The organism is Salidesulfovibrio onnuriiensis, from assembly GCF_008001235.1.
In the GTDB taxonomy this organism is placed as follows: Bacteria; Desulfobacterota; Desulfovibrionia; order Desulfovibrionales; family Desulfovibrionaceae; genus Pseudodesulfovibrio; species Pseudodesulfovibrio onnuriiensis.
Genome location: NZ_CP040751.1, coordinates 905718 through 930664, shown reverse-complemented (window position 1 = coordinate 930664; position 24947 = coordinate 905718). Strand labels below are relative to the sequence as shown.

General features: G+C 61.3%; 27 protein-coding genes and 1 other RNA gene. 3 read left to right on the top strand and 25 right to left on the bottom strand.

Annotated elements, in window-relative coordinates:
• Position 1: 1 nt before the first annotated feature.
• The 5 genes from FGL65_RS04330 to FGL65_RS04310 all read right to left on the bottom strand — a co-directional run bounded on the left by FGL65_RS04330 (position 2) and on the right by FGL65_RS04310 (position 4506).
• A complete protein-coding gene (locus tag FGL65_RS04330) occupies positions 2 to 1309 on the bottom strand; it encodes a mechanosensitive ion channel family protein (RefSeq protein WP_147819830.1) in 1308 nt (435 codons plus the stop codon).
• A gap of 17 nt (positions 1310 to 1326) precedes the next feature.
• Positions 1327 to 2196: a UbiA-like polyprenyltransferase gene (locus tag FGL65_RS04325; protein ID WP_147819829.1), complete on the bottom strand. Its 870-nt coding sequence runs from the start codon at positions 2194 to 2196 to the stop codon at positions 1327 to 1329.
• Between the two features lie 4 nt (positions 2197 to 2200).
• On the bottom strand, positions 2201 to 2863 hold the full coding sequence (gene cmk, locus FGL65_RS04320; RefSeq protein ID WP_147819828.1) for a (d)CMP kinase: 663 nt from the start codon (positions 2861 to 2863) through the stop codon (positions 2201 to 2203).
• A complete protein-coding gene (gene hisC / locus FGL65_RS04315) occupies positions 2856 to 3959 on the bottom strand; it encodes a histidinol-phosphate transaminase (protein ID WP_147819827.1) in 1104 nt (367 codons plus the stop codon). Before hisC ends, cmk begins: the two co-directional genes overlap by 8 nt.
• A 106-nt stretch (positions 3960 to 4065) precedes the next feature.
• A complete protein-coding gene (locus FGL65_RS04310; RefSeq protein ID WP_147819826.1) occupies positions 4066 to 4506 on the bottom strand; it encodes a universal stress protein in 441 nt (146 codons plus the stop codon).
• 292 nt (positions 4507 to 4798) lie between these two features.
• Here FGL65_RS04310 and FGL65_RS04305 point away from each other — a divergent pair, with 292 nt between their 5' ends.
• Positions 4799 to 5266, top strand: a complete 468-nt coding sequence (locus FGL65_RS04305; protein ID WP_147819825.1) for a hypothetical protein — start codon at positions 4799 to 4801, stop codon at positions 5264 to 5266.
• A gap of 83 nt (positions 5267 to 5349) precedes the next feature.
• On the opposite strand, the gene FGL65_RS04300 is transcribed toward FGL65_RS04305, so the two are convergent.
• From FGL65_RS04300 to metX, 4 genes are read right to left on the bottom strand one after another with little or no spacing between them, the layout of a single operon-like run.
• Complete coding sequence (locus FGL65_RS04300) at positions 5350 to 6006, bottom strand: hypothetical protein (RefSeq protein WP_147819824.1); 657 nt, start codon at positions 6004 to 6006, stop codon at positions 5350 to 5352.
• Positions 6006 to 6560 (bottom strand): RNA 2',3'-cyclic phosphodiesterase, encoded by a 555-nt coding sequence (thpR, locus tag FGL65_RS04295; protein ID WP_147819823.1) that lies wholly within the window; start codon positions 6558 to 6560, stop codon positions 6006 to 6008. The genes FGL65_RS04300 and thpR overlap by 1 nt, the downstream gene beginning before the upstream one ends.
• Positions 6560 to 7165 (bottom strand): methionine biosynthesis protein MetW, encoded by a 606-nt coding sequence (metW, locus tag FGL65_RS04290; RefSeq protein ID WP_147819822.1) that lies wholly within the window; start codon positions 7163 to 7165, stop codon positions 6560 to 6562. Before metW ends, thpR begins: the two co-directional genes overlap by 1 nt.
• Positions 7155 to 8294 carry a homoserine O-acetyltransferase MetX gene (gene metX, locus FGL65_RS04285; RefSeq protein ID WP_147819821.1) on the bottom strand — a complete coding sequence of 380 codons (1140 nt, stop codon included), beginning with the start codon at positions 8292 to 8294 and terminating at the stop codon, positions 7155 to 7157. Before metX ends, metW begins: the two co-directional genes overlap by 11 nt.
• A gap of 149 nt (positions 8295 to 8443) precedes the next feature.
• On the opposite strand from metX, the gene FGL65_RS04280 reads away from it, so the two are divergent.
• Positions 8444 to 8791, top strand: a complete 348-nt coding sequence (locus tag FGL65_RS04280; protein WP_147819820.1) for a TraR/DksA family transcriptional regulator — start codon at positions 8444 to 8446, stop codon at positions 8789 to 8791.
• Positions 8791 to 11247, top strand: coding sequence for a glycosyltransferase (locus FGL65_RS04275; protein ID WP_147819819.1), 2457 nt, complete (start codon positions 8791 to 8793; stop codon positions 11245 to 11247). Before FGL65_RS04280 ends, FGL65_RS04275 begins: the two co-directional genes overlap by 1 nt.
• Positions 11248 to 11320: 73 nt before the next feature.
• Here the strand turns inward: FGL65_RS04275 and tyrS are convergent, their stop codons facing one another.
• The 16 genes from tyrS to FGL65_RS04200 all read right to left on the bottom strand — a co-directional run bounded on the left by tyrS (position 11321) and on the right by FGL65_RS04200 (position 24907).
• On the bottom strand, positions 11321 to 12601 hold the full coding sequence (tyrS, locus tag FGL65_RS04270) for a tyrosine--tRNA ligase (RefSeq protein WP_147819818.1): 1281 nt from the start codon (positions 12599 to 12601) through the stop codon (positions 11321 to 11323).
• An 18-nt stretch (positions 12602 to 12619) separates the two neighbouring features.
• On the bottom strand, positions 12620 to 13402 hold the full coding sequence (locus tag FGL65_RS04265) for a TIGR00282 family metallophosphoesterase (RefSeq protein ID WP_147819817.1): 783 nt from the start codon (positions 13400 to 13402) through the stop codon (positions 12620 to 12622).
• Between the two features lie 54 nt (positions 13403 to 13456).
• On the bottom strand, positions 13457 to 14377 hold the full coding sequence (locus FGL65_RS04260) for a CheR family methyltransferase (protein ID WP_250645570.1): 921 nt from the start codon (positions 14375 to 14377) through the stop codon (positions 13457 to 13459).
• A 174-nt stretch (positions 14378 to 14551) separates the two neighbouring features.
• Entirely contained in the window at positions 14552 to 16108 is a 1557-nt protein-coding gene (rny, locus tag FGL65_RS04255) for a ribonuclease Y (protein WP_147819816.1), read from the bottom strand.
• A 230-nt stretch (positions 16109 to 16338) separates the two neighbouring features.
• A non-coding RNA gene (gene ssrS / locus FGL65_RS04250) (6S RNA) lies at positions 16339 to 16524 on the bottom strand.
• 46 nt (positions 16525 to 16570) lie between these two features.
• Positions 16571 to 16825, bottom strand: coding sequence for a cell division protein ZapA (locus FGL65_RS04245; RefSeq protein WP_147819815.1), 255 nt, complete (start codon positions 16823 to 16825; stop codon positions 16571 to 16573).
• Positions 16826 to 16837: 12 nt separating this feature from the next.
• A complete protein-coding gene (locus tag FGL65_RS18155; RefSeq protein WP_187170531.1) occupies positions 16838 to 17014 on the bottom strand; it encodes a hypothetical protein in 177 nt (58 codons plus the stop codon).
• A gap of 31 nt (positions 17015 to 17045) precedes the next feature.
• The gene (gene glmU / locus FGL65_RS04240; protein WP_147819814.1) at positions 17046 to 18419 is read right to left on the bottom strand and encodes a bifunctional UDP-N-acetylglucosamine diphosphorylase/glucosamine-1-phosphate N-acetyltransferase GlmU; all 1374 of its coding nucleotides are present in this window, start codon (positions 18417 to 18419) and stop codon (positions 17046 to 17048) included.
• 170 nt (positions 18420 to 18589) lie between these two features.
• Entirely contained in the window at positions 18590 to 19012 is a 423-nt protein-coding gene (locus FGL65_RS04235) for a F0F1 ATP synthase subunit epsilon (protein WP_147819813.1), read from the bottom strand.
• Between the two features lie 11 nt (positions 19013 to 19023).
• Positions 19024 to 20421, bottom strand: coding sequence for a F0F1 ATP synthase subunit beta (gene atpD / locus FGL65_RS04230; RefSeq protein WP_147819812.1), 1398 nt, complete (start codon positions 20419 to 20421; stop codon positions 19024 to 19026).
• 17 nt (positions 20422 to 20438) lie between these two features.
• A complete protein-coding gene (locus FGL65_RS04225; protein WP_147819811.1) occupies positions 20439 to 21314 on the bottom strand; it encodes a F0F1 ATP synthase subunit gamma in 876 nt (291 codons plus the stop codon).
• Between the two features lie 15 nt (positions 21315 to 21329).
• Positions 21330 to 22838 (bottom strand): F0F1 ATP synthase subunit alpha, encoded by a 1509-nt coding sequence (atpA, locus tag FGL65_RS04220; protein ID WP_147819810.1) that lies wholly within the window; start codon positions 22836 to 22838, stop codon positions 21330 to 21332.
• A 4-nt stretch (positions 22839 to 22842) separates the two neighbouring features.
• On the bottom strand, positions 22843 to 23388 hold the full coding sequence (atpH, locus tag FGL65_RS04215) for an ATP synthase F1 subunit delta (protein WP_147819809.1): 546 nt from the start codon (positions 23386 to 23388) through the stop codon (positions 22843 to 22845).
• The gene (gene atpF, locus FGL65_RS04210; protein ID WP_431830893.1) at positions 23385 to 23948 is read right to left on the bottom strand and encodes a F0F1 ATP synthase subunit B; all 564 of its coding nucleotides are present in this window, start codon (positions 23946 to 23948) and stop codon (positions 23385 to 23387) included. The genes atpH and atpF overlap by 4 nt, the downstream gene beginning before the upstream one ends.
• Positions 23949 to 23982: 34 nt before the next feature.
• Positions 23983 to 24408 (bottom strand): F0F1 ATP synthase subunit B, encoded by a 426-nt coding sequence (locus FGL65_RS04205; RefSeq protein ID WP_147819808.1) that lies wholly within the window; start codon positions 24406 to 24408, stop codon positions 23983 to 23985.
• A 136-nt stretch (positions 24409 to 24544) separates the two neighbouring features.
• Positions 24545 to 24907, bottom strand: a complete 363-nt coding sequence (locus tag FGL65_RS04200) for a bactofilin family protein (RefSeq protein WP_147819807.1) — start codon at positions 24905 to 24907, stop codon at positions 24545 to 24547.
• Between the last annotated feature and the right edge of the window lie 40 nt (positions 24908 to 24947).

Here is a 24947-nt window from a genome sequence, read left to right as displayed (position 1 = left end):
GCTACTCCTTGCCGGAATCGATTTTCAGGCTCGAACCGGGCTTGATGTAAACATCCTGCTGCGGGAACGGGAACGAAACGCCGTGCTCATGAAAGGCGTCCCAGATGTTCAGCAGAACCTCGCTGCGCACGTTGACCACGCCCTGGTCGGAATCCCTGATCCAGATGCGGATCTCCAGATCCACGCTGGAATCGCCGAAGCCCACCAGCCGGGCCGCGGGCTTGGGTTCCTTGAGCACCCGGCCCACCTTGGCCGCGCATTCCTCCATGAGTCGCATGGCCTTGCGCACGTCCGATTCATAGGCGACGCCCACCGGGATCTTGAGCCGCACGTTGCTGTCGCTGAAGGTCCAGTTGACCACCTCGTTGGTGATGAGCTGCTCGTTGGGAATCAGGTACTCCTTGCCGTCGCGGGTCAGCACCGAGGCATAGCGCGCATGCAGGGAGCGGATGGTGCCGTACACCCCGCCGATCTCGATGGTATCGCCCGGCTTGATGGAGCGGTCCATGAGCAGGATCACACCGGACACGAGATTGGAAAAGATCTTCTGGAGCCCGAAGCCGATGCCGACACCCACGGCCCCGCTGAGCACCGCCAAACTGGTGAGGTTGATGCCCATGGAACTGATGGCGATGAGGAACGCGGACGCGAACAGGGAAAAACGGACGGCCTTGATGAACAGCACCTGCAGGGACGGCGAGAACTGCTGGGTGCGCCGCATGCGCTGCTCGAAGAACCGGGTGCAGATGGCGGCCGCCTGCAGGAGCACCACGGCCATGAGCACGCCCTTGAGCACCATGAGCAGGGTGATGCGGGAATCGCCCACGGTCAGCCCCACGGCGTTGAGCGAGTCGGTGAGCATTTCCAGCAGGCCCACGATGTGCAGGGCCGCCCCGGCCCAGATGACCACGGAAAAGATCCGCGACCAGAACCGGTTGGGCATGAGCCCGGACAGCAGGCGGATGATGATCCAGGCGGTCAGGAGCTGGGTGATGATGCCCAGCAGCGCGGCGGGCTGGTCCAGCCCCGAAAGCACCAGCCCGCCCACATGCGCGAGCAGGGCGTTGAGGGCCGGGGCGGTCACCCGGGTCAGGGTCTGCAGCACGCCGTGCAGCAGGGGGCTGCGCATTCGGACATCCTCGGTCACGCGCAGCATGGCGGGGCGCACCGCCCTCCAGAGCAGGAAGCCCAGCCCGAAGGCGATCAGGACCACGCCCAGCTGCACGGTCGTGCCCAGGGTCAGCACATTGGCCTGCACCCAGACCAGAGCCTGTTCCAGATATTTCAGAAGCGCCTGATTGTCAGCCATGAAATCCCCCCGGCCAGTTACGCCGCGTTGACCGCCAGATCCAGAATCACACCCAGGAACAGGGCCACCGAAATGATGCCGTTGAGGGTGAAGAACGCCAGGTTGACGCGGCTCATGTCCTCGGCGGAGATGAGCCTATGCTCCCAGAGCAGTACCACGCCCACGGCCGAGGCCACCAGGAAATACACCGCGCCCAGGCCCGCCGCCCAGCCGGCCAGCAGGAAGAATATGGCGGTGACCAGATGGCTCAGGGTGGAGATGCCCAGGGCCGCCTTCATACCCAGCCGGGCCGGGATGGAATGCAGGCCGCGCTCGCGGTCGAAAAGCCGGTCCTGGCAGGCATAGAGCAAATCGAACCCCGCCACCCAGAAGGTGACTCCGAAAAGGAACAGGGTTGCGGGCAGGGTCAGCACCGGGTCCACGCACAGCCAGCCCGCCACCGGAGCCAGGCCCAGCACCGAGCCGAGAACGAAATGGCACCACTTGGTGAACCGCTTGCAATAACTGTAAAAACCGGACCAGAGGATGGCCACGGGCGAAAGGGCCAGGCAAAGCGGATTCATGAGCGCGCACATGACCACGAAAACCAGGGCCGTGCCCGCCAGAAAAGCAATGGTGAACCCTCGGGAAAGCTCGCCGGTAACCAGGGGCCGGTCCTGGGTGCGCGGATTTTCCCGGTCGATATCCAGGTCGGCCAGCCGGTTGAAGGCCATGGCAAAGGAACGGATGGCCACCATGGCCACGGTGAGCAGCGCCATGTTGCCCAGGCCGGGCCAGCCGCGCGCGGCCAGGAATGCGCCCATGTAGGCGAACGGCAGGGCAAAGACCGAGTGTTCGATCTTGACCATGCGGCAGATGAGAATGAGATCGCGCAGGATTCGGTTCATGTTCCTATCCCTTGACCCCGTCCAGCAGCGCCTGGAACACCTGCTCCCGGCTCAGGTCCGAGGTATCGACGATCACGGCGTCCTCGGCCGGCCGCAGCGGGGCCACGGCCCGGTTGCGGTCCTGATGGTCGCGCTGGGCAATGGACTCCTGCAGTTTCGCGAGGTTGGCGGGCTTGCCCATTTCCTTGAGCTGGTCGTGCCGCCGTTTGGCGCGCACCTCCACCGAGGCGTCCAGGAAAAACTTGTTTTTCGCGCCGGGGAAAACCACGGTGCCCATGTCGCGGCCCTCGGCCACCAGCGAATACTGCTCGCCGAGCCGGATCTGGGCCTCCTTGAGAAAGGCGCGCACCGGAGGCAGGGTGGCCACGTTGGAAGCCCACATGCCCACTTCCTCGGTACGGATCTCGTCGCCCACCTCGTAGCCGTTGAGGGCGAGCCGGGTCTGCGCGCCGCTGCCGGAAAGGGTGAACCGGATCCAGCCCAGCTCCTCCACCAGCCGGGACTCGTCCCAGTTCCAGGCCCCCTCGCCCAGCCGCCAGGCCGTGGACCGGAACATGGCCCCGGTATCCAGGTAGGCGATGCCCAGGGCTTCGGCGAGCCTCTTGGCCATGGTGCTCTTGCCCACGCCCGCGGGGCCGTCAATGGTCACGATCGTGGGGTTACTCACCGGCCAGCACCTCCGAAAGGATCTTGATGAACTGTTCGTTTTCCTTGTCCGTGCCCATGTTCACGCGAATGTGCTTGCCCAGGCCGAAGCTGGCCAGGGGCCGGACGATGACGCCCCGCTTGAGCAGTTCCTTGAACAGGCGCTGGGCGGGCTTGGGCGGCTGGAACATGAGGAAGTTGGCCTGGCTGGGCAGCACGTCGCAGCCGAGCTTCTCCAGCTCGGCGGTCAGGTATTCCCGGCCGCGCATGACCACTTCCAGGGTCTTGTGGTAGAAATCCTCGTCCGCCAGCGCCTCGATGGCGGCCTCCTCGGCCAGGGTGTTGACCGTGAAGGGAATGCGGGCTCGTTTCAGATACCCGGCGATGGAAGCGGGCATGACCCCGTACCCCACGCGCATCCCGGCCAGGCCATAGGCCTTGGAAAAGGTGCGCAGGGCCACCAGGTTGGAGAACTTGTCGAAGGCCTGCACCGGGGTATAGGACTCGGGCGGCCAGACAAAGTCGATATAGGCCTCGTCCACCACCAGCAGACAGTTCTCCGGCAGCACGCCCGCCAGCACCGAGATGTCCTCCACGGTGGCGGCCAGGCCCGTGGGATTGTCCGGGCTGGTGATGAAGACCAGTGCCGTGTTCTCGTCAGCGGCCTCGGCCAGCCTGTCCAGGGGGAGCTGGTAGCCGTCGTTGCGCTCCACCTCGCGGTATTCCACGCCGCAGAGCTTGGCGGTCAGCCCGTACATGCTGAAGCTGTGGCTGTAGCAGATGATGTTGTCCAGGCCGGGCCGGCACTTCATGCGGATGAGCATGTCGATGATCTCGTCCGAGCCGTTGCCCACCACGATGTTCTCCTCGGGCACGCCGATGCTCTTGCTGATGGCGGCGGTGAGGCGGGGGCTATGGTTCTGGGGGTAGCGGAACACGCCCGCGGCATGGCGCTCGATGACCTTCTGCACCCGGGGCGAGGCACCCAGGGGGTTTTCGTTGCTGCCGAGCTTGATGATGTTGTCCAGCCCGTACTTGTCCTTGATCTGCTCAATGGACAGACCGGGCTTGTAGGGCTCAAGGTCCAGTATTTCCGGGCGCATGATAAATTCGCGCATACATTCCCCTCAAGGTTCTGTTCTGGTGTTGCTCATTCCGGCTGAAAAAAAGAACGGCCGGAGCCGTTCTTGTATAAACTTTGCGGGAAGCCGTAAAGGCCGGAGGCTACTTGGGACGTATGGTCAGCACCGGGCACTTGGCGGCCTTGACCACCTTTTCGGCCACGGACCCGAACAGGATGCGGTCGATGCCCTTGCGCCCATGGGTGCCCATGACGATCATGTCCACCTTTTCCTCCTCGGCCATGTCCAGGATCTCCTCGGCCGGATACCCGGTGACCACCTTGCCGGTGGCGGAAAGTCCCTTGAAATTCTCGGCGACAAAGGCGCTCATGGTGGTATCCGCCCCGGAAACGATCTCGCCCACGAAGTTCTCGATGGAGCTGGGGGGCACGTGGAAGCCTACATACTGGCTGAGGGACGGCGCCACATACACGCACATGACGCTGCCGCCCGAGCACTGGGCCAGGGTCTTGGCATAGTCGGCCACGTGGGCGCTGTAGTCCGAAAAGTCGATCGCGCAGAGAATCTTCTTGATTTCAGCCATGTCTTTCCTCCTTTGGAACCTCTATTTCATCGTGCTTGTTTTGTTGGGCAATCCTCCCCCGCATCATGGGGGATTCACACTTATTTTCTGCCAGACAGGGGGTTGATAGACAAGTCATTTCTGATGATTTACCTTCATGGGGACAGAAGCTTCCCGGCATGGGCGCGGCAAGGAATTTTTTGCCCACCGGAATTTTCAACAAAAACCCTTGTAAAACAGCAGGTTGACCTTGCGGCAAAACTTGGCAGACTCCTTGCAGAGTTTGGGCAAACCGCAGGATGAGGAGTTGCTTATGAAGATCCGTCCTGACCAGATCGAGGGCGTTCGCCAGGAACAACAGAAACAGGCGAACAGGGTCAAGCAGCCTCAGCAGGCGTTCGGAGACCTGCTCAACGACGAAGTGTCCAAGGCGTCCACTCCCCAGCAGTCGCAGGGCGTGGTTCCGCCGCTCATGGTCAACCCGCTCTTGCAGACCCAGGCCACCGAAAAGGTGGATGCGGTCGGCGAGTACGAACAGGGAGCCATCAACCAGATGGAAGGCCTGCTCGACAAGTGGGACGACTATGCCGACAAGCTCGGCTCGGCCGGGCTGAAAGAGGCTTACGGCGCGCTCGAGGACATTTCCGGCGAAGTAAGCCGGCTCAAGGAGCAGTATCCGGACATGGCCGAGAGGAATCCCGGCCTGAGTGAAGTCGTCAACGACCTGGACGCCATGGCCGCGGCCGAGAAGTTCAAGTTCAACCGCGGCGACTACATCTAGCCAGCTGAATTGCGACATCCAACCCGGGTCACAACCGTGGCCCGGGTCGCCTTCGGCCGTTCATCACCGAACAGCCTCCCTTCCTAAAAATATTTCAACATCAGCGGCAGTCCGCCCTCGCCCAGAAGCTCGGCCAACTTTTCCGCCACAGCCGTCCCGCGCCGCTCGCGCGCGGACAGGGCAGCACGATCCAGGGCTTCCCCCACGGACGCGGCGTATTCCTCGGCTGCCAGCCGGGCCACGCCCCGGGAGTAGGATGCCCATCCCATCAGAAACACCATGTCCACAACCCTGTGCAGGCACCAGCGCAGCAGGGAGGAATCCAGGCAGGCCAAGGCGATCTGACGCACGGTTTCCAGGTCCGCCCCCTCTCCCTCGGTAACCTCCACGACCTTGCGGTTGCGGTGCATGAGCATGACCGGATAGACGAGCAGCACGCCGCCGCCCAAGGCTACCCAGAGAAAGGACGCCCAGCCCCAGGGAGCGGCCAGCAGCATGAACACGAGGCCCAGCAGGCTCCCGGCGACCAGGCTCAGGCCCAGGGTTTGCCATGGATGGGATTCGGCCCAGATCTGCGGGTCCAGTTCAATGCCCGCGTCCTCGTCCTCCTGGATATCCGCCACCACGCGGTCATAGAAATAGACCTGGGCCGGCCCGAAGGGCAGGCGCGCATAATGGTACTGCCTCTGAAACCAGGAGCAGACCGCCTCGAAAAGCGCAGCGCGTTCAAGATCTTCCATCAGTCCTCCGCCCTGCGGGTCAGCAGCCGGGTGTAGACCGGCCCTTGCGGGGTCAGGTCGCTTTTCCAGAACACCAGTTCGTCACAGGAAAACGGCTCCCATTCCTGGCCGCGAACCCTGCCGAGAAGCGCCTTCCAGTCGTCGCCCCGGTCCTCGCGGATGCGGGCCAGGGTCAGGTGGGCCCGAAAAGGCCGCTGCTCGGGCTCGATGCCGAGGGGGGACAGGGCTTCCTCCAGATCGGAAAACAGCTCCCGGCACTGTGCCGCGCCCTGCGCAAGGCCCAGCCAGAGCACGCGGGGCTTGCGTTCATTCGGGAAATATCCCGGACCGCCCGCCTGCATGGGAAAGGAACGGAAAGACACCCCGGCCAAGGCCTCCCGCACGGCCGAGGCCGTGCTCTCGGAAATCTCGCCCAGGAACTTAAGGGTCAGGTGCCAGGTTGCGGACCGGGTCCAGCTCAGGCGCGAGCGCAAACCGGGCTTCAGGTCTTTCGCAAGCCGCTCCAGTCCCTGCTGGCACCGCGGCGGCATGGGCAGTCCGATGAAGCAGCGCATCACTCCTCCGGCTGCCCCAGCAAGAAGATGCCGTAGGAGGCCCGCAGGTTGGGCAGGAAGGTGACCACCGTGCCGCGCTCGTCGTGATGATGGTTGTTGATGGCCACCTCCTTGAGCACGGGCACGTTCAGCCCCCGGCAGAACCGCTTGAAGTCGGCAATGGGAATGACGCGGATGTTGGGCGTATCGTGCCACTCGAAGGGCAGTTCCCGGGAGACAGGGGCCCGGCCCCGGAGCAGGAACTGCATCCGGTGCTTCCAGTAGCTGAAATTGGGGAAGGACACGATGCACCGCCGGCCGATGCGCAGCATGGCGCGGATGAGCGCGGAAGGGTCCATGACCTGTTGTAGGGTCTGGGACAGGATCACGTAGTCGAAGGCGGTGTCCGGGTAGTCCTCGACCTCCTCGTAGATGTCGCCGTGGATCACGGAAAGGCCCTTGGAAATGGCCCGCCCGGCCCTTTCCTCGTCCTGCTCGATGCCCGTGCCCACAATGCCCTTTTCATCCCGGAGCATGGCCAGCAGCGTCCCCGAGCCGCAGCCCAGGTCCAGCACACGGGAGCCGGGCTCCACCCAGGAGGCGATGACCTGAAGATCAAAGCGCATGGACGGCCTCCCTTTCGTATTCCGTATGCATCCTTTCCAGGAAACCGGCCATCAGCTCGTCCAGCCGCCCGTTGGGCAGCAGGAAGGCGTCGTGTCCCCAGGGGGCCTCGATCTCGCAAAAGCTCACGTCCAGTCCGTTCTTTTTCATGGCCTGCACCATCTGCCGGGACTGGTAGGTGGGGTAGAGCCAGTCCGAGGTGAAGGAGGCCACCAGGTAGCGCGCCCGCGCCCGGGAAAAGGCAGCCACGAGCGAACCGTCGCCCCAGTTGTTCTCCAGGTTGAAATAGTCGGCGGCCTTGGTCAGGTACAGGAACGAATTGGCGTCGAACCGGTCCACGAACTTGTTGCCCTGATAGCGCAAATAGCTCTCCACCTGGAAATCGGCCTCGAACTTGTGGCGCATGGATTCGTCCGAAAGATAGGTGATGTGTCCCACCATGCGGGCCACGGAAAGCCCCTGGGCCGGGCGCTCGCCGCCGTAGTAATCGCCCCGGTTCCACTTGGGGTCGGCCATGATGGCCTGGCGGGCCACCTCGTTGAAGGCGATGGCCTGGGCCGAGTGCTTGGAGGTGGTGGCCAGGGGCACGGCGGAAAAGACCCGGTCCGGGTAGCGCACCGACCACTCCAGCACCTGCATGCCGCCCACGGATCCGCCCACGGCGCACAGCAGCTTGTCCACGCCGAGGTGATCCACCAGCCTGCGCTGGGCCCGGACCATGTCCCCGATGGTCAGCACCGGGAAGTCCAGGCCGTAGGGCCTGCCCGTGTCCGGATTCCCGCAGGAGGGCCCGGAAGAGCCCATGCAGCCGCCCAGCACGTTGGAGCAGATCACGAAATACTTGTCCGTGTCGATGGGCTTGCGCGGCCCGATCATGATGTCCCACCAGCCGGGCTTGGCGTCGTCGCCCGAATAGTAGCCCGCGCAATGGGAATCGCCGGTCAGGGCGTGCAGCACCAGCACGGCGTTGGACCGGTCCGCGTTGAGCTCGCCGCAGGTTTCATAGGCGATCTCGATGGGGGCCAGCCGCTTGCCGCAGGAGACCTCGAACCCTTCATCTATCCTGAATATTTTCTTTTCCACCCGGCCCACCGAGCCGCCCGTGGAAACAGGGGACGCATGTTCACTCATGCCCCTGTCAATACGGCAGCCGCATCCGGGGGTCAATGGCCCCGGATCACGCAAGTGCCTCACAATTGTAACCGGTCCGAAATCCTGTTCACCGAGGACTCGGATAGAACTCCTGGCAACATAATCCATCCGCAGAGGGAGGTAACGCCATGACCGAGTCTCAGAAACGGGAAATCAGAAACCACCTGAACAACGAATTGGCCATGATGAACGGGGCAGCCGGCGAAAGCTCCATGGGCGTGGAATATACCGCCGACGACATCGACTACGCCTCGCAACTCACCCAGAGAAACCTCAACCTGGCTCTGGTCGAGCGGGCCTGCGCCAAGGCCCGGCAGATCGAAAAGGCCCTGCAACGCATGAACTCCTCGGACTACGGCGTCTGCGAGGAATGCGGCGAAAACATCGGCATGGCCCGGCTCAAGGCCACCCCCGCAGCCCAGCTGTGCATCCGGTGCCAGGAGGCGGCGGACAACGGTTTCGGAGCGTGCGCCTGATGCTCCTGGAAAACGCCGCGCGCAATGGCAACTGGCTCCGGGCGGACCTGCACGTCCACTCCAAACACTCCACGCGGCCCTCGCAGTGGATCCTCCAGAAGATAGGCTGCCCGGAAAGCTTCACCGAGCCCCTGGCCCTCTACGACATCGCCCTGTCCCGGGGCATGGACCTGGTGACCATCACCGACCACAACACCATAGACGGGGCCCTGGAGATCGCCCACCTGCCCGGCGCCTTCATCAGCGAGGAAATCACCACCTACTTCCCGGACGACGGCTGCAAGCTTCACGTGCTGGCCTGGGACATCACCGAGGAACAGCACAGGAACATCCAGGAGGTGCGCCACAACGTCTTCGAGCTGGTGCCCTACCTCAATGAACAGGGCATCACCCACGCCCTGGCCCACCCGCTTTTCGCGGTCAACGACCGGCTCACACTCGAGCATTTCGAGCAGGCCCTGCTCCTGTTCCCCCTCCTGGAGGCCAACGGCACCCGCGACGCGCGCCAGAACCAGGCCCTGGCCGCCATCGTCAAGGGCCTGACCCGCCGCGACATGGAGCAGCTGGCCGACAAGCACGGCCTGCGCCCGGTGGGCGAAAGACCCTGGATCAAGACGCTCATGGGCGGCTCGGACGACCACAGTTCCCTGAACATCGCCCGCATGCACACGAAATTCCAGGGCGAAAAGAACGTACACGGCCTGCTCACGGCCCTGGAGCAGGGCAAATGCGAACCAGCGGGAACGCCCGCCACGCCCAGGACCATGGCCCACAACCTGTACGGCATCGCCTACCAGTTCTACACCAGCCGCACCCGCCTGAGCCACGCCGCAACCGAGCACGTCTGCCTGCGCTTCGCGGACAACATCCTGACCCCCACGGGGCGCAAGGCATCGGGCATCGTGAACCGGTTCATGAAGCTCATCGGCCGGGGCAAGGCGGCCCTGCACTCCTCGGTCAGGGGCGGCAGCTCCTCGGTGCGCGACACCCTGCTGCGCGAGGCCTCGGACATCATCTTCGGCGACCCGGACTTCCGCAGGATCGCCCAGGGCGACACCGGCCCCATGGAGGCCATGGAAAACGACCTTTCCAGATTCATTTCCGCAGCGGCCAACCGGGTGCTGGCCCAGTTCGCGGACCGCACCCTGACCAGCGTCATGGGCGCGAACATCTTCGACGTGTTCCACTCCATGGGCTCGGCAGGCTCGCTCTACGCCCTGCTGGCTCCCTACTTCGTGGGCTACACCCTGTTTTCCAGCGAGCGGGAGTTCTGCGAAGAGTGCGAAAAACGATTCAAGGTCCGCACCAATCGTCCAACGGAGCGGCCCCTGAAAATGGCCCATTTCACGGACACCTTCGACGAGGTCAACGGCGTGGCCAAGACCATCCGCCAGCAGCTGGAGCTGGTGGACCGCCACGAAAAGCAGATGATCGCCATCACCTGCGGCTCGAAGCAGCGCCTGCCCAGCCAGCGGGACTTCGAACCCGTGGGCCGGTTCCATCTTTCCGAGTACGAGGAGATATCCCTGTGCTACCCGCCGTTCCTGGACATGCTGGAGTACTGCTTCGAGGAGGAGTTCGACTGCATCCTGGCGGCCACGCCCGGCCCGGTGGGACTGGCGGCCCTGGCCATCTCCCGCATCCTCAGGATCCCCTTCCACGGGACCTACCACACGGCCTTTCCGCAATACGTGCGGGCCTTTACCGAGGACACGGCCCTGGAGGACGGCTGCTGGCGGTTCATGACCTGGTTCTACAACCAGATGCAGGTCATCTACGCCCCGTCCGAGGCCACCAAGCTGGAGCTGGCCGAGCGCGGCATCGACCCGGAAAAAATCATCACCTATCCGCGCGGCGTGGATGTGGATCGGTTCCACCCCTCCAAGCGCAACGGCTTCTACCTCAACTACGCCACGGGAACAGGAAAGAAGCTTCTCTATGTGGGGAGGGTCTCCCTGGAAAAGGGCCTCGACCATCTGGCCACGGCCTACAGGATGCTCTCCAAGATCCGCCCGGACCTGACCCTGGTGGTGGTTGGCGACGGGCCGTACCTGGACGAGATGCGCAAGAGCCTGCGCGGCACCAACACGGTGTTCACGGGGCTGCTCACCGGGGACCGTCTGGCTGCGGCCTACGCCAGCTCGGACCTGTTCGTCTTTCCCTCGGCCACGGACACCTTCGGCAACGTGGTGCTCGAGGCCCAGGCCTCGGGACTGCCCTGCATCGTCACGGACCAGGGCGGCCCGTGCGAAAACATCATCCAGGACGAAACCGGCCTGGTCATCCCGGCCCACAACCCGGACGCCATCGTCCGCGCGGTGCTTCACCTGGTGGATACGCCGGAACGCATCTACTACATGGGCAGAAAGGCGCGCCAGGCCGTGGAGCAGCGGACCTTCGACGCCACCTTCCTCAAGACCTGGGCCCTGTACAAGGACCGGCTCTTCGAGATCTAGCCCGAATTGACCCGCAAACAAAAAGCCCCGCTTCCTTGCGGAAGCGGGGCTTTCTTCTTTCTTTTCGTGCGAATTACAGCTGGGTGACCAGACCGTAGTTCTTCTTACCCTTGCGAATGACCAAGGCCTCGCCGCCGATGAAGTCGGCCTCCACGATGTCCCGGTCTTCGGCCACGCGCTCACCGTTGATGTACACGCCGCCGGCGGCAATGTCCTTGCGAGCCGCTCCCTTGGACTTGCAGAGGTTCAGGTCCACCAGCACCTGGGGCAAATCCGGAATCTTGCCCTTGGGGTAGTTGAAGGCGGGGGCGGAATCCAGGGCGGAACGCAGGGTCGCCGCATCCACGGCCTTGATGTCGCCCGTGCCGAACAAGGCTTCGGTGGCGGCCATGACGCGGTCCAGTTCGCGCTTGCCGTGGATCATCTCGGTGACCTCGGCGGCCAGGCGCTTCTGGGCTTCGCGCAGGTGCGGACGCTCCTCCACGGCCCTTTCCAGTTCGGCGATCTCTTCCTGGCCCAGGAAGGTGAACAGCTTCAGGTATTTGACCACGTCGCGGTCATCGGCATTGACCCAGAACTGGTAGAAGGCATAGGGCGAGGTGAGATCGGGATTCAGGAAGATCGCACCCTTTTCGCTCTTGCCGAACTTCTTGCCCGAAGCCGTGGTGATGAGCGGGAAGGTCATGGCATAGCCTTCCTCGGGCTCGCCCTCGGCCGCGGTCTTGCGGCGGATGAGTTCACAGCCGGAAGTGATGTTGCCCCACTGGTCACCGCCGCCCAGCTGGAGACGGGTGCCACGGGTCTTGAGCAGGTGGTAGAAATCATGCCCCTGCAGGATCATGTAGCTGAACTCGGTGTAGGAAATACCCACGTCGTCACGGTCGATGCGGCCCTTGACCGACTCCTTCTGGAGCATCCAGTTGACCGTGTAGAACTTGCCCACGTCGCGCAGCAGCTCGATGGCGGTCATGTCCTTGGTCCAGTCGTAGTTATTGACCACTTCCGGACGCTCGCCCGTGACGCGCTCGAAAAACCGGCGTACCTGGGAGACGATCTTGGCGGTGCGCTCCTCCAGGGCGTCGCGGCTGGACAGGTCGCGTTCCTTGTCCTTGCCGCTGGGGTCGCCGATCATGCCGGTGGCTCCGCCCATGAGAACGATGGGGACATGCCCGGCCTTTTTCATGCGGGCAAGACCCAGAAGCGGCACCAGGTTGCCCACGTGCAGGCTTTCGGCGGTGGGGTCGAAGCCGCAATACATGCTGGCCCCGGGGGTGGAAAGATATTCCCGGACCTTTTCTTCGTCCGTCACCTGATTCACCAGTCCGCGCCACTTCAATTCGTCGTATATGTTCATAAACTCCTCGTGTCGATTTCAGCCAATGTGCATGTGCCAAACGGAAATGGAATTTGCTGCCCCGGAGGATTCCTCTAAGTCAAAAATCGCGCCTTGTAAAATGGTTGGTCCGTCCGCCACATGAAAACGCTGGGGAAGCCCGCCCGTAAAGCGTTTTATGATGGATTCCGGATCCATGCCCAGGCAGGAATCGAGCGGCCCGCACATGCCCAGGTCCGTGAGATAGGCCGTGCCCTGCGGCAGCACCCGGGCATCGTTGGTCTGCACGTGGGTATGGGTGCCCAGCACGGCGGAAACGCGGCCGTCCAGCATCCAGGCCAGGGCCTGCTTTTCGCTGGTGGCCTCGGCGTGAAAATCCACGATGCGGACCCTCACGGACTCGGGAATCTCCTCTAGGATGCGCTCCACGGCCGCAAAGGGGCAGTCCAAGGCCTGCATGTAGGTCCGGCCCATGAGATTGATCACCGCCATCTCCGGAAAACCCTCGGGCGCGAACAGGGCCCAGCCACGGCCCGGAGCACCCGCCGGATAGTTTGCCGGGCGGACGATGCGTTCCTCCTTGTCCAGAAACGCGTACATGTCCTTGAATTTCCAGATGTGGTTGCCCGTGGTCAGGAAATCCACCCCAGCGGAAAACAGCTCCTTGGCCGACTTGGAGGAAAGCCCGATGCCGCCCGAGGCGTTTTCCCCGTTGGCCAGCACCAGGTCTATGGATTGTTCGCTGCGGATGGCCGCAAGGTTGCGCTTCAGAGCGCTGCGGCCCGGACGGCCGACCACATCGCCCAAAAAAAGGATTCTCATGCCTGGGTTCCCTTGGCGGCCTCGGGCCGCATGTTCGATGGTGTCCTGGATGCCTTAGATTCTCTGGAACACGGTGGGCGCCAGTTGGCGCAGGGGCAGTTTCATGCCGGAAAGACTCTCGGAATGACCAATAAACAAATACCCGCCGGGATTCAAGTTGTCACAGAACTTGCTGAACAGGACCTCCTGGGTGGCCCGGTCGAAGTAGATGACCACGTTGCGGCAGAAAATGATGTCCTGCGGGGTCTGGAGCCGGAAATTCTCCATGAAGTTGAGCTGGCTGAACCGGATCCTGTTACGGATGAGCTTGTCCATCTTGATCAGCCGCTTTTCCGGGTTCTTGCTCTTGAGCACATACTTTTTCTTCATCTCCTGCGGAATCTCGTCGGCCTTTTCCAGGGCATAGACGGCGCGCATGGCCTTCTGCAGTATCTCCCGGGAAATGTCCGTGGCCAGGATGGAGAAACGGAACCCCTGGCAACGGTCCGCAAATTCGCTCAGGACCATGGCCAGGGTGTACGGCTCCTCGCCGCTGGAACAACCCGCGCTCCAGACCAGAATCTCCTTGCCCGTGCCATGGCGCTTCCAGACGGCCGGCAGGACCATCTCATTCAAAATATCATAGTGCTTGGGTTCGCGGAAAAAGTGGGTGGTGTTGGTGGTGACCACGTCCACCAGGTGCTGGCGTTCCTTGTCCTGGCCCTCGGGGCTGAACACGTACTCGCAATACTCCTGGTAGGATTGCAGCCCCAGGGCCCGCAGCCGCTTCTGGAACCGGGACTGGAGCAGCACCTTCTTGCTCGGCGGCATCTTGATGCCGAACTCCGAGTGAATGAGCTTGCTGAACCGTTCGAATTCGCTGTCGCCCATCTCGGTCTTGAACATGCACATGCTCCTGGACGCCCGCGCCGCCTCGGCGATCTTGCCCGCCGCAACCGTGGGGTCCACCATGCCTGCCCGCCTATCCTTGTCCATAGATCCTTCCTGCCATACGCCAGTCCATTCCTTTGATTCTGCACCATATTGCCCCATGCGGCACCAAACTTCAAAGGGATTATACAAGACGCGGCATTATAATAATGCCCCACGAAAAAGGGCCCGGCGCGCAAATGCGAACCGGGCCCCTTTGTCATCGCCAGACGCGAAAGGCTACTTGGCGTACCCGACCGCGCGTTTTTCACGAATGACCGTGACCCGGATCTGGCCGGGATAGGTCATGTTGTTCTCGATCTTCTGCGAGATGTCCTTGCAGAGCAGGAAGGTACTCTCGTCGTTGACCTTGTCGGCATCGACCATGACGCGGATCTCGCGGCCCGCCTGGATGGCGTAGGCCTTGGAAACGCCGCTGAACCCGGTGGCCAGGCCTTCCAGCTCCTCGAGGCGCTTCACGTAGTTTTCCAGCAGTTCCTTGCGGGCGCCGGGCCGTGCTCCGGACAGGCTGTCCGCAGCCTGCACCAGGTTGGCCAGGATGGACTGGGGTGGCACGTCCTCGTGGTGCGCGGCAATGGCGTGCACCACGTCCTTGTGCTCCCCGTGCTTCTTGGCCAGATCCGAGCCGATGATGGCGTGCGGGCCCTCGATCTCGTGGTCCACGGCCTTGCCGATGTCGTGCAGCAGGCCGGCGCGCTTGGCTTCCTTCTCGTCCAGGCCGAGCTCGGCGGCCATGATTCCACAGAGAAAGGCCACTTCCATGCTGTGCTGAAGCACGTTCTGGGAAAAGCTGGTGCGATAGTGAAGCTGCCCCAGCAGCCGGACAACCTCGGGATGGATGCCGTGCACGCCCACGTCGAAGGTGGCCTGCTCGCCGATCTCACGCAGCTTGACGTCCATCTCCTGCTCCACCTTCCGGACGATGTCCTCGATGCGTGCGGGATGGATGCGGCCGTCATGGATGAGGCGTTCCAGGGCCTGCTTGGCGATTTCACGCTTGAGCGGGCTGAACGCGGAAAGGACCACGGTTTCCGGGGTGTCGTCGATGATCAGGTCCACACCTGTGGCGGCTTCCAGGGCGCGGATGTTGCGGCCCTCGCGGCCGATGATGCGGCCCTTCATGTCTTCGGAAGGCAGGGTCACGGCCGTGACGGTCTGCTCGGAGGCGTAGTCGCCGGAATAGCGCTGCAGGGCCAGGGAAAGGACTTCCTTGGCCTTCTTGGCCGCGGTTTCCTTGGCCTCCATTTCGATTGCGCGGACCATCTTGGCCGCTTCGTGGCGGGAACGGGACTCGATCTCGGTCATGAGACGTTCACGGGCCTCTTCCACGGTCAGGCCGGAAATTTCCTGGAGCTTGCGCTCATGATCGTCGGCCTTGAATTCCAGTTCCTGTTCAAACTCCTCGAGGTGCTTTTCCTGCTTGATGAGCCGCTTTTCCAGTTCCACCACCGTGGATTCCTTGTCCGCGACCTTTTCCAGCTTGCGCTCGAGACGCTCCTCTTTTTCCTGAAGGCGGTTTTCCTGGCGCTTCAGGGCGTTTTCCTGGGACTTTATCTCTTTTTCCAGTTCTTTCTTCTGGGCAAAAATCTCGTCCTGGGCCTGAACCCGGACTTCTTTTTTCAGGGCTTCAGCTTCCTTGCGCGCCTCCTCGACAATGCGCTCGGCCAGCCCTTTGGAATCTCCGATCTGCTTAGCGGAAATGTACCGATGGAGAAAATACCCCGTAGCAATCCCCACACTGACACCGCCACCGACGATTGCAATCTCCGTCAGCATTGGTTTTCTCCTTGTTTATGTTGACAGGCTTTGGGCGGCCTGTTGACGCCTTGGTGTTCATGTTCCGTAAAAAGCACGCAACAAAGCGCACTCTTGCCGGACTTGAACAAGAGGCGAAGAAAATACGGTGTTCGTATGGACTCGGGAAGTCAGCGGCTCTCTGCCGTCTGTTCGGCCCCAAAGGCCTGCCATTTCGCATCTCTCCCCGACCGGATGCGATGGACGTGTATGGTATCCCCGGGAGGGCCGTGTTGCCGTCAGTTTTGAACCTGGTATGTCCAGGTGGGCTCGATTCGTGCCCCATCAGGCTTCCCGGAACTAGCCGGGCATGCACACCGGTGCACTGGAATCATCGCCCTTTAAAGAGGTATTGGCTCAATAACCTCACAGGTCAATCACGCGCTCCCCAGGGTTTTCAGCCGCTCTCCCCGCCTTTGGCCCCATCCTATGATCGGTACGGGCCTACGGGGCTTTTTCCAAGATCTTTCCGATCTTCTCCTCCAAAGCGCTGAGCTTGTACTGATTCACCAAATAATCATCAGCCAGGCTCAGGGCCAGAAACGTGAGCAACCGTTCTTTGCTAAGGTCGCCCGCGTTCTCGTTCAAATCCGTATACCGCTCTTCCAGAAGCTGCCTGGCTGCCTCCACACGGTCGGCAGTGGCGTCTGTCTTGAACGATATTTCAAGGCCCATCAGGGACAGGGTGTACCGCGGCATTGCTTTATCTCGCTATTCCAGTTCGCCCTCGATGCGCTGGAGCAACGCCTCCAGGCGCTCCATCGCTTCCCCTCTTGAGCCGCGCTCAAGTTCCAACTCCTCCTTCAAGTGTTGGTTCTCGTTTTTCAATTCGTCTATCTTTTTCAGTAACTGGTCAAACTTTTCTTCCAGTCTTGTTACCATATCCATAATTCAAATCTAATCCTTCTATTGGGTGAAATCAAGACTTCTTCATCTTGCGGTTCAGATTGGTCTGCTTGCCGCGCGCAATGGCCGTCCATTCGTCCGGAATGTCTTTGGTAATAGTGGACCCAGCGGCAACTAGGGCGTCCCTGCCCACGGTCACCGGAGCCACCAGGGCGGTATTGCTGCCGATGAATGCGCCCTCGCCGATGATGGTTCTGAACTTGTTCTTGCCGTCGTAATTGCAGGTGATGGTGCCCGCCCCGACATTGGCCCCCGGCCCCACCTCGGCGTCGCCCAGGTAGGTCAGGTGGCTGGCCTTGGAGCCCGCCCCCAGCTCGGATTTCTTCATTTCCACGAAATTACCCACGCGGGAGCGCTCCCTGAGCACCGCGCCGGGACGCAGGCGGGCGTAGGGGCCCACCTGGCAGTCGGGACCAACCTCGGCCCCTTCGACATGGCAAAACTGCCGGACCTCGCAGCCAGGGGCAAAGGTCGAATCGATGATATAGGTGTAGGATCCCAACAGGGCTCCGGCCTTCACTTCGGACCGGCCGTAGATTTCCACGTGTCCGAAGATCTCCGCCCCCGGCTCGATGGAAACATCGGGCCCGATGATGACGGTGTCCGGATTGTGGATCATGACGCCCCGGTCGATGAAATCGTCCACGATGCGGCGGCGCAGGGTCTGCTCCGCAGAGATGAGTTCCCTAGGGCTGTTGATGCCCATGAGATTCACGTCCGCGCCGCAGGAAACGCCCTCGACCTTGAGCCCCCGCTCCACGGCCAGGCCCACCAGGTCGGTGATGTAGTATTCGCCGGACTTGTTTTCGGCGCGCAGGCCGTCCAGCAACGGGCCAACGGCGTCAAGCCTGAGCAGGTAGATCCCGGCGTTGACCTCGCCGGTGACGGGCCCGTGCACGGAAAGATCATAATCCTTGGCCTCCACAATGGCCTTGACCAGACTGTCCTTGTCGCGCACCACGCGGCCGAAGGCGGCCGGGTCCGGCGGATTGATGGACATGAAGGCCAGATCGGCCCTGCCGGCCCGGGAAATCAGCTTTTCCACGGCCTCGGTGGTGACCAGGGGGGTATCGCCGTTGATGACCATGCAGTATTCGGCCCCGCTCCCGGCAACCTTGTCCCAGGCCACCTGCAGGGCATGGCCCGTACCGAGCTGCTCGGCCTGGACCACGAAATTATCCCTGCGCTGCGGGAACGCGGCTTCCACCTGGTCGGCCCCGAAGCCAACCACGGTGTGAATGCGTTCGCCGAACACAGGCTCCAGCGCCTTGTAGACATACAGGAGCATGGGCTCGCCCAGCAGGGTCTGCAGGACCTTGGGCCGGCTGGAATACATGCGCGTGCCTTTTCCGGCCGCGAGAATGAGTGCAGATATGGTGTTGGTCATCACTGAATCCGTTTTCGAGCTGAGCGGTCAAAGGACCCCTGGTTCATTTTCACAGAATCGAATACCCTCATTCGCCCCAAAGGACAATGGAGGTGCACGCACAAAAAACAGCAGCGGTCCGGCAAAGCCGGTCCGCTGCTGTGTTTAGGTGTTCTTGGTCTCGACAGGAATTAGCAGGTGCCTGCATCCTTGCCGCTACGCTGGCAGCTCATCCGCGACATGGCGCGGCGCAGTGCTGCCTGGTTGCGTGCAAAGTCGAGCTTTTCCTTGGTCTGCCGGGCGCGTTCTTCAGCCCTATCAACGGCCTTCTTGGCGCGGTCGACATCGATTTCGTGAGCCATTTCTGCAACTTCCGCGAGGATGGTGCATTTGTTGTTGCTCACTTCGGCGAAGCCGCCTGCAACGAAGACGTAATAGGTCTTGCCGCCCAGCTTGTAGTACAGATTGCCGATGCCGAGTGCGGAAAGGAAGGGCACGTGGTTCGGCAGGATACCGAATTCGCCCAGCGCACCGGGAGCGCCGACATATTCGACGTCTTCGGAGAGCACTTTCCGGTCAGGAGTGACAATCTCAAGCTTCACGGTATTAGCCATTGGCTATCTCCCTACTGCTTGGCCTTTTCGATGGCTTCTTCGATGCCACCGCACATGTAGAAGGCCTGTTCCGGCAGGTCGTCGTACTTGCCGTCGAGGATATCACGGAACGCCCTGATGGTGTCTTCCAGCTTGACGTACGCGCCGGGAACGCCGGTGAAGACTTCCGCGACGTGGAACGGCTGGGACAGGAAGCGCTGAATGCGACGGGCGCGGGCAACGGTGAGCTTGTCGTCGTCGGACAGTTCGTCCATACCCAGAATCGCGATGATGTCCTGAAGGTCCTTGTACTTCTGCAGGACCTGCTGCACTTCGCGGGCCGTGAAGTAGTGTTCCTCACCCAGGACGTTGGGGTCCAGGATGCGGGAGGTGGAGTCCAGCGGATCCACCGCGGGGTAGATGCCCAGCTCGGCGATCTGACGGGACAGAACCAGGGTGCCGTCAAGGTGCGAGAAGGTGGTTGCCGGTGCGGGGTCGGTCAAGTCGTCCGCAGGGACGTAAACCGCCTGGACCGAGGTGATGGAACCCTTGTTGGTGGAGGTGATGCGTTCCTGAAGGCCACCGAGGTCGGTGCCCAGAGTGGGCTGGTAACCCACCGCGGAAGGCATGCGGCCGAGCAGTGCGGACACCTCGGAACCTGCCTGAGTGAAGCGGAAGATGTTGTCGACGAAGAGCAGCACGTCCTGGCCTTCTTCGTCACGGAAGTATTCCGCACAGGTCAGAGCGGTCAGAGCGACGCGAGCACGGGCTCCCGGAGGTTCGTTCATCTGGCCGTAGATAAGCGCGGCTTTCTCCAGAACGCCGGCCTCTTTCATTTCGTGGTAAAGGTCGTTCCCTTCACGGGTACGCTCACCAACACCCGCGAACACGGAGATACCGCCGTGCTGCTTTGCGATGTTGTTGATCATTTCCATGAGGATAACGGTCTTGCCGACGCCTGCGCCGCCGAAGAGGCCCATCTTGCCGCCCTTGGGGAACGGGATAAGCAGGTCGACGACCTTGATGCCGGTTTCGAGCAGTTCCACGTTGGTGTTCTGTTCGGTGAACTCGGGTGCCGAGCGGTGAATGGGCAGGGATTTGTCGGACTTGACTTCACCCAGTTCGTCCACGGGACGACCCACGACGTTCATGATGCGGCCCAGGGAGCCTGCACCGACCGGAACGCAGATGGGAGAGCCGGTGTCGATCACATCCATGCCGCGGACCAGACCTTCGGTAGCGTCCATGGCGATGGTGCGGACAACGTTGTTGCCCAGGTGCTGAGCAACTTCGACGATCAGGTCGGGAGCGTCTTGGTTGTTCGGGTTGTTGATCTGCAGTGCCGTCAGAATGTTCGGCAGGTTTCCTTCGCCAAATTCGACGTCAACAACGGCGCCGATAACCTGGACGATTTTTCCTACGTTAGCCATAGCTTAATAGCCCCCTTTTATCCTTTCAGCGCTTCCGCGCCGCCGACGATGTCCATAAGATCCGCAGTAATTGCGGCCTGCCTGGTTTTGTTGAACAGCAAGGTCAGAGACTCGGTCATTTCGTCACACGCCTTGGTGGCGTTGTCCATGGCCGCCATGCGGGCGGCGTGTTCGGAACACGAAGTGTCGAGCAGGCCGCGATAGACCTGGACCTTGATGAAACGAGGCAGCAGCTCAGCCAGAAGACCTTCCACGGAAGGTTCGTAGATGTAGTCGCCGGACTCGCCGCCGCCTTCACCTTCACCCTCGGTATTGGCCATGGGCAGAATCTGCTGGCTGACCGCAGGCTGTTTGGCCATGCTGACAAACTCACCGAAAACGAGATGCACTTCGTCGAGCTCACCGGCAATGTAGTCGCGGATCATTTCGTCGCCCACGCTGGCTGCCAGGGTGAAATCGAAGGAGCTCATTGCATCGCGCTCTTCGCGTTTTATGTCGTATTCCTGCTTGCGGAATGCGTCGTTGCCCTTCTTGCCCAGGCAGTAGACCTTGACGGACTTGCCTTCGGCGGCCTTGGCGGCTGCGAGCTTGAGGGCCTTGTTGATGATGTTGCCGTTGAATGCGCCGCAGAGACCGCGGTCGGAGGTGGCGACAAGGATGCCGACACTCCTGATTTCCTCGCGGACTTCCAGCAGCGGATGAACCGATTCATCAGCGCCGGCAGCCAAATCACCAAGCATGTCGTAGAACTTCTGCGCGTAGGGCCGGAAGCGCTCGATGCGCTCCTGGGCGCCGCGCAGCTTCGCCGAGGCCACCATGTTCATGGCCTTGGTGATCTGCTTGGTCTTTTTGACGCCAACGATCTGGTTTTGGACGTCCCTTAACGAAGCCATGAGAACTCCTTAAGTTTAGGCGCTGAAGCCTTTCTTGAACTCTTCGATGGCAGCCTTCAGACGACCTTCGATGTCTTCGTCCAGAGCCTGCTTTTCAACGATATCCTTGAGGATGTCGGACTTGGAGTTACGCATGAAGTCGAGGAGTTCACGCTCGAACTTCTGGATGGCTTCAACCGGAACGTCATCCATGAATCCGCGGCTACCGGCGTAGAGGCCAACGACCTGTTCCTGGACCGGCAGCGGCTGGTACTGGGGCTGCTTGAGCAGTTCCACCATGCGTGCGCCGCGGTTCAGCTTCTGCTGGGTGGCCTTGTCCAGGTCGGAACCAAACTGGGCGAATGCGGCCAGTTCGCGATACTGGGCGAGGTCCAGACGCAGCGTACCGGCGACCTGCTTCATGGCCTTGATCTGCGCGGCGCCGCCGACGCGGGAAACGGACAGACCGACGTTGATAGCGGGGCGGACACCTGCGTTGAACAGGTTGGGCTCCAGGTAGATCTGACCGTCGGTGATGGAGATAACGTTGGTCGGGATGTACGCGGACACGTCACCGGCCTGGGTTTCGATAACCGGCAGTGCGGTCATGGAACCTGCGCCGTACTTGTCGTCCATCTTCGCGGCGCGCTCGAGGAGCCGGGAGTGGAGGTAGAAGACGTCGCCCGGGAATGCTTCACGTCCCGGAGGACGGCGGAGCAGCAGAGACATCTGGCGGTAAGCGGTGGCCTGCTTGGAAAGGTCATCGTATACGATGAGGGCGTGCTTGCCGTTGTTGCGGTAGAACTCCGCCATGGTGCAACCGGAGTAGGCGCCGATGAACTGCAGCGGTGCGGGCTCGGAAGCGGTTGCGGAGATGATGGTGGTGTATTCCATGGCGCCGTGCTTCTTCAGGATGTCGGCAACCAGGGCGACCTGGGCCTTCTTCTGGCCGATGGCCACGTAGAAGCAGTGCACGTCGGTGTTCTTCTGGGCGATGATGGCGTCGATGCCGACGGCGGTCTTGCCGACCTGACGGTCACCGATGATCAGTTCGCGCTGGCCGCGGCCGACCGGGGTCATGGCGTCGACAGCCTTGAGACCGGTGTAGCAGGGCTCGTGAACGGACTTGCGGGGAATGATGCCGGGGGCCTTCATTTCCACCGGGCGGGTTTCCTTGGAATCGATGGGTCCGAGACCGTCGATGGGCTGACCCAGCGGGTTCAGCACGCGGCCCATGACTGCGTCGCCCACCGGCACGGAGAAGATCTGGCCGGTACGCTTGACCGGGTCGCCTTCCTTGATGCCGGTATCGTCGCCGAGCAGTGCGACACCAACGTTGTCTTCTTCCAGGTTCAGAACCATGCCCATCAGGCCGCCGGGGAACTCGAGGAGTTCCATGGCCATGACGTTCTGGACGCCGTGCACACGGGCGATACCGTCACCAACGTACAGGACAGTACCCGTCTCGCTCATTTCAACACGAGACTCGTAATTCTGAATCTGGTCCTCAATGATTTTGCTGATTTCTTCGGCTTTGATCTGCATGGCCCTACTCACCCCTTTTGATATTTTCTTTCAAAATCTGCAACTGAGCCCTCAGGCTGGCATCCAGGACCTTGTCCCCGATCTCGAGAACAACGCCGCCGAGAATCTCAGCATCATCGGCAAATTCCAGCTCCAGCTTTTTGCCGGTCTGGCTTTCCAGACGCTTCTGGATGTCTGCCTGGCGGGCAGCGTCCATGGGCTTCACGGTCACCAGTTTGCCGGAGATAATGCCCGATACTTCATCAAGCATTTTCTTATAGTCAGAAGCAATGGCGGGCAGTTCCTCCAACCGGCCTTTGTCGGCGAGCAGGTTGCAGAAGTTCACGACCATCTGCTTGACGGACAGTTTTTCCAGGAGCTGCTTCAATACGGCCTTTTTTTCCTCCGCATTGAAAAGCGGATTGCGGAAAAAACGCATCGCATCCGGCGCTCCCCGAAGGGCTCCAGCCAGTTCCAACAGTTCCTTGCCGTATGCTGCGGTCTCGCCCTGGCTTTCACCGACGGCGTAGAGAGCTTTGGCATAGCGGCGCGCGACTACGTTCCCGGTCAATTGAGCACCACCTTGGTTAAGTATTCATCGACGAGCTTGTCGTGATCGGCGTCCGACAGCTTTTCCTGCACGATCTTCTCGGCTGCCCTGACAACGAGATCAGCCACCTCGGCGCGGATTGCTTCCACGGCCCCGGCGGCTTCATTGGCGGCGGTCTTCTTGGCCTGCTCGCGAATCTGGGCGGCGTCCTGTTCGGCTTTTTCGATGATGGCGGCCTTCAAAGCCACACCTTGCTTTTCGGCCTCATCCAAGATCGCCTGCTTTTCCTGGGAGAGGTTGGCGATGCTCTGCTCGACCTGCTTCAGCTTCTTTTCAGCGTCGGCCTGGCGAACGGCGAGATCATCCAAATTCTCTTTGATTTCCTGCTGGCGCCCCACGAGCAGATCCTTGATCTTGCTGCCTGCGAGCTTCCAGAGGATGGCCACCACAACGACGAAGTTGAGAACACGCCAAGCGTAGTTCCACAACTGGTCCTCGGTGACGCCTCCACCATGGCCACTTGCATGGGCGACCGCAGCACCCGCCAGAATACAGACGGCGACCGCGAGAATCATTTGCACCCGTTTCAAAACGAAACCCTCCTTAGAACGTCTGTTACGCCTGGCCAAGAATCTTGTCCGTGGCTTTGGCCGCAAATGCCTCGACATCCTTGCTCAGCTGATCCATGGCGGTCTTGACCTGGCTCTGGATCTCGGCGTGGGCGGCCTTGAGGGTGGAAGCGGCATCTTCGCCTGCGGCGGAGAGCAGCTTGGTTTCCTCGACGGTCGCCTGGTCCTTGTACTGAGCTCGAATCTCGTTTCCGTCCTTGCGGGCCACGGCAAGCTGCTCCTCATAATTTTTCAGCTTGCCATCTGCGTCGGCGGTAAACTTTTCGATCTGACTCAGCTGGCTGGCCATGTGTTCCTTTCTCTTGCGGATGATGCCGCGAACCGGCTTCAAGAGCAGGAAGTTGAGCACAACCAGGGTGACCAAAAAGTTAATGGCCTGAATCAGTAGCCCCAATGGATGAATATCAATCATAAGCTTCTGCCCCCAGTGAGGTTGTGAATTTTAGCGCAAAGTCATTGGCGAATACCTAATTTTAAGGCTTGTGTCAAAGCCTTTTTCAGCAATGACACAAGCCTTTATCAAAAAAATAATCTTTATGTACGGGAGGTTAGTCCAATTCGGAATCTGATTGCGCAACAAGGTCGACCTTTCCCATGGTCAGGGTGCCCTCGAGGATCGCCCCCTCCTCCACCACCAGGCTGGGAGTCTTGATGTTGCCTTGGAGATTGGCGGTCTTGTGCAGCACCACCTTGTCGGCCGCTTCCACATCGCCGCGGATGTTTCCGGAGAGCACGAGCTGCCCCACGCGCACCTGACCGTCAACCATGGCTTCCTGGCCAACCACAAGGGTTCCGTCGGACTGGATCTCGCCATTGAAGTTGCCGTCTATGCGCACCGCCCCCTGAAAATGAAGCTTGCCGTTGTAGTTGGTTCCGGTACCGAGAAAGGCGTTTATTTCATCTCTGGCCATTGCTTCCCTCGCAACGAATTTGTGACCGTTTTCTCAAACT

Bases quoted from the DNA above. Each gene is read 5' to 3' on its own strand.
- FGL65_RS04330 (WP_147819830.1), bottom strand. From the start codon at position 1,309: ATGGCTGACAATCAGGCGCTTCTGAAATATCTGGAACAGGCTCTGGTC.
- FGL65_RS04325 (WP_147819829.1), bottom strand. From the start codon at position 2,196: ATGAACCGAATCCTGCGCGATCTCATTCTCATCTGCCGCATGGTCAAG.
- hisC (WP_147819827.1), bottom strand. From the start codon at position 3,959: ATGCGCGAATTTATCATGCGCCCGGAAATACTGGACCTTGAGCCCTAC.
- FGL65_RS04310 (WP_147819826.1), bottom strand. From the start codon at position 4,506: ATGGCTGAAATCAAGAAGATTCTCTGCGCGATCGACTTTTCGGACTAC.
- FGL65_RS04305 (WP_147819825.1), top strand. From the start codon at position 4,799: ATGAAGATCCGTCCTGACCAGATCGAGGGCGTTCGCCAGGAACAACAG.
- FGL65_RS04300 (WP_147819824.1), bottom strand. From the start codon at position 6,006: ATGGAAGATCTTGAACGCGCTGCGCTTTTCGAGGCGGTCTGCTCCTGG.
- thpR (WP_147819823.1), bottom strand. From the start codon at position 6,560: ATGCGCTGCTTCATCGGACTGCCCATGCCGCCGCGGTGCCAGCAGGGA.
- metW (WP_147819822.1), bottom strand. From the start codon at position 7,165: ATGCGCTTTGATCTTCAGGTCATCGCCTCCTGGGTGGAGCCCGGCTCC.
- metX (WP_147819821.1), bottom strand. From the start codon at position 8,294: ATGAGTGAACATGCGTCCCCTGTTTCCACGGGCGGCTCGGTGGGCCGG.
- FGL65_RS04280 (WP_147819820.1), top strand. From the start codon at position 8,444: ATGACCGAGTCTCAGAAACGGGAAATCAGAAACCACCTGAACAACGAA.
- FGL65_RS04275 (WP_147819819.1), top strand. From the start codon at position 8,791: ATGCTCCTGGAAAACGCCGCGCGCAATGGCAACTGGCTCCGGGCGGAC.
- tyrS (WP_147819818.1), bottom strand. From the start codon at position 12,601: ATGAACATATACGACGAATTGAAGTGGCGCGGACTGGTGAATCAGGTG.
- FGL65_RS04265 (WP_147819817.1), bottom strand. From the start codon at position 13,402: ATGAGAATCCTTTTTTTGGGCGATGTGGTCGGCCGTCCGGGCCGCAGC.
- FGL65_RS04260 (WP_250645570.1), bottom strand. From the start codon at position 14,377: ATGGACAAGGATAGGCGGGCAGGCATGGTGGACCCCACGGTTGCGGCG.
- rny (WP_147819816.1), bottom strand. From the start codon at position 16,108: ATGCTGACGGAGATTGCAATCGTCGGTGGCGGTGTCAGTGTGGGGATT.
- FGL65_RS04245 (WP_147819815.1), bottom strand. From the start codon at position 16,825: ATGCCGCGGTACACCCTGTCCCTGATGGGCCTTGAAATATCGTTCAAG.
- FGL65_RS18155 (WP_187170531.1), bottom strand. From the start codon at position 17,014: ATGGATATGGTAACAAGACTGGAAGAAAAGTTTGACCAGTTACTGAAA.
- glmU (WP_147819814.1), bottom strand. From the start codon at position 18,419: ATGACCAACACCATATCTGCACTCATTCTCGCGGCCGGAAAAGGCACG.
- FGL65_RS04235 (WP_147819813.1), bottom strand. From the start codon at position 19,012: ATGGCTAATACCGTGAAGCTTGAGATTGTCACTCCTGACCGGAAAGTG.
- atpD (WP_147819812.1), bottom strand. From the start codon at position 20,421: ATGGCTAACGTAGGAAAAATCGTCCAGGTTATCGGCGCCGTTGTTGAC.
- FGL65_RS04225 (WP_147819811.1), bottom strand. From the start codon at position 21,314: ATGGCTTCGTTAAGGGACGTCCAAAACCAGATCGTTGGCGTCAAAAAG.
- atpA (WP_147819810.1), bottom strand. From the start codon at position 22,838: ATGCAGATCAAAGCCGAAGAAATCAGCAAAATCATTGAGGACCAGATT.
- FGL65_RS04205 (WP_147819808.1), bottom strand. From the start codon at position 24,408: ATGATTGATATTCATCCATTGGGGCTACTGATTCAGGCCATTAACTTT.
- FGL65_RS04200 (WP_147819807.1), bottom strand. From the start codon at position 24,907: ATGGCCAGAGATGAAATAAACGCCTTTCTCGGTACCGGAACCAACTAC.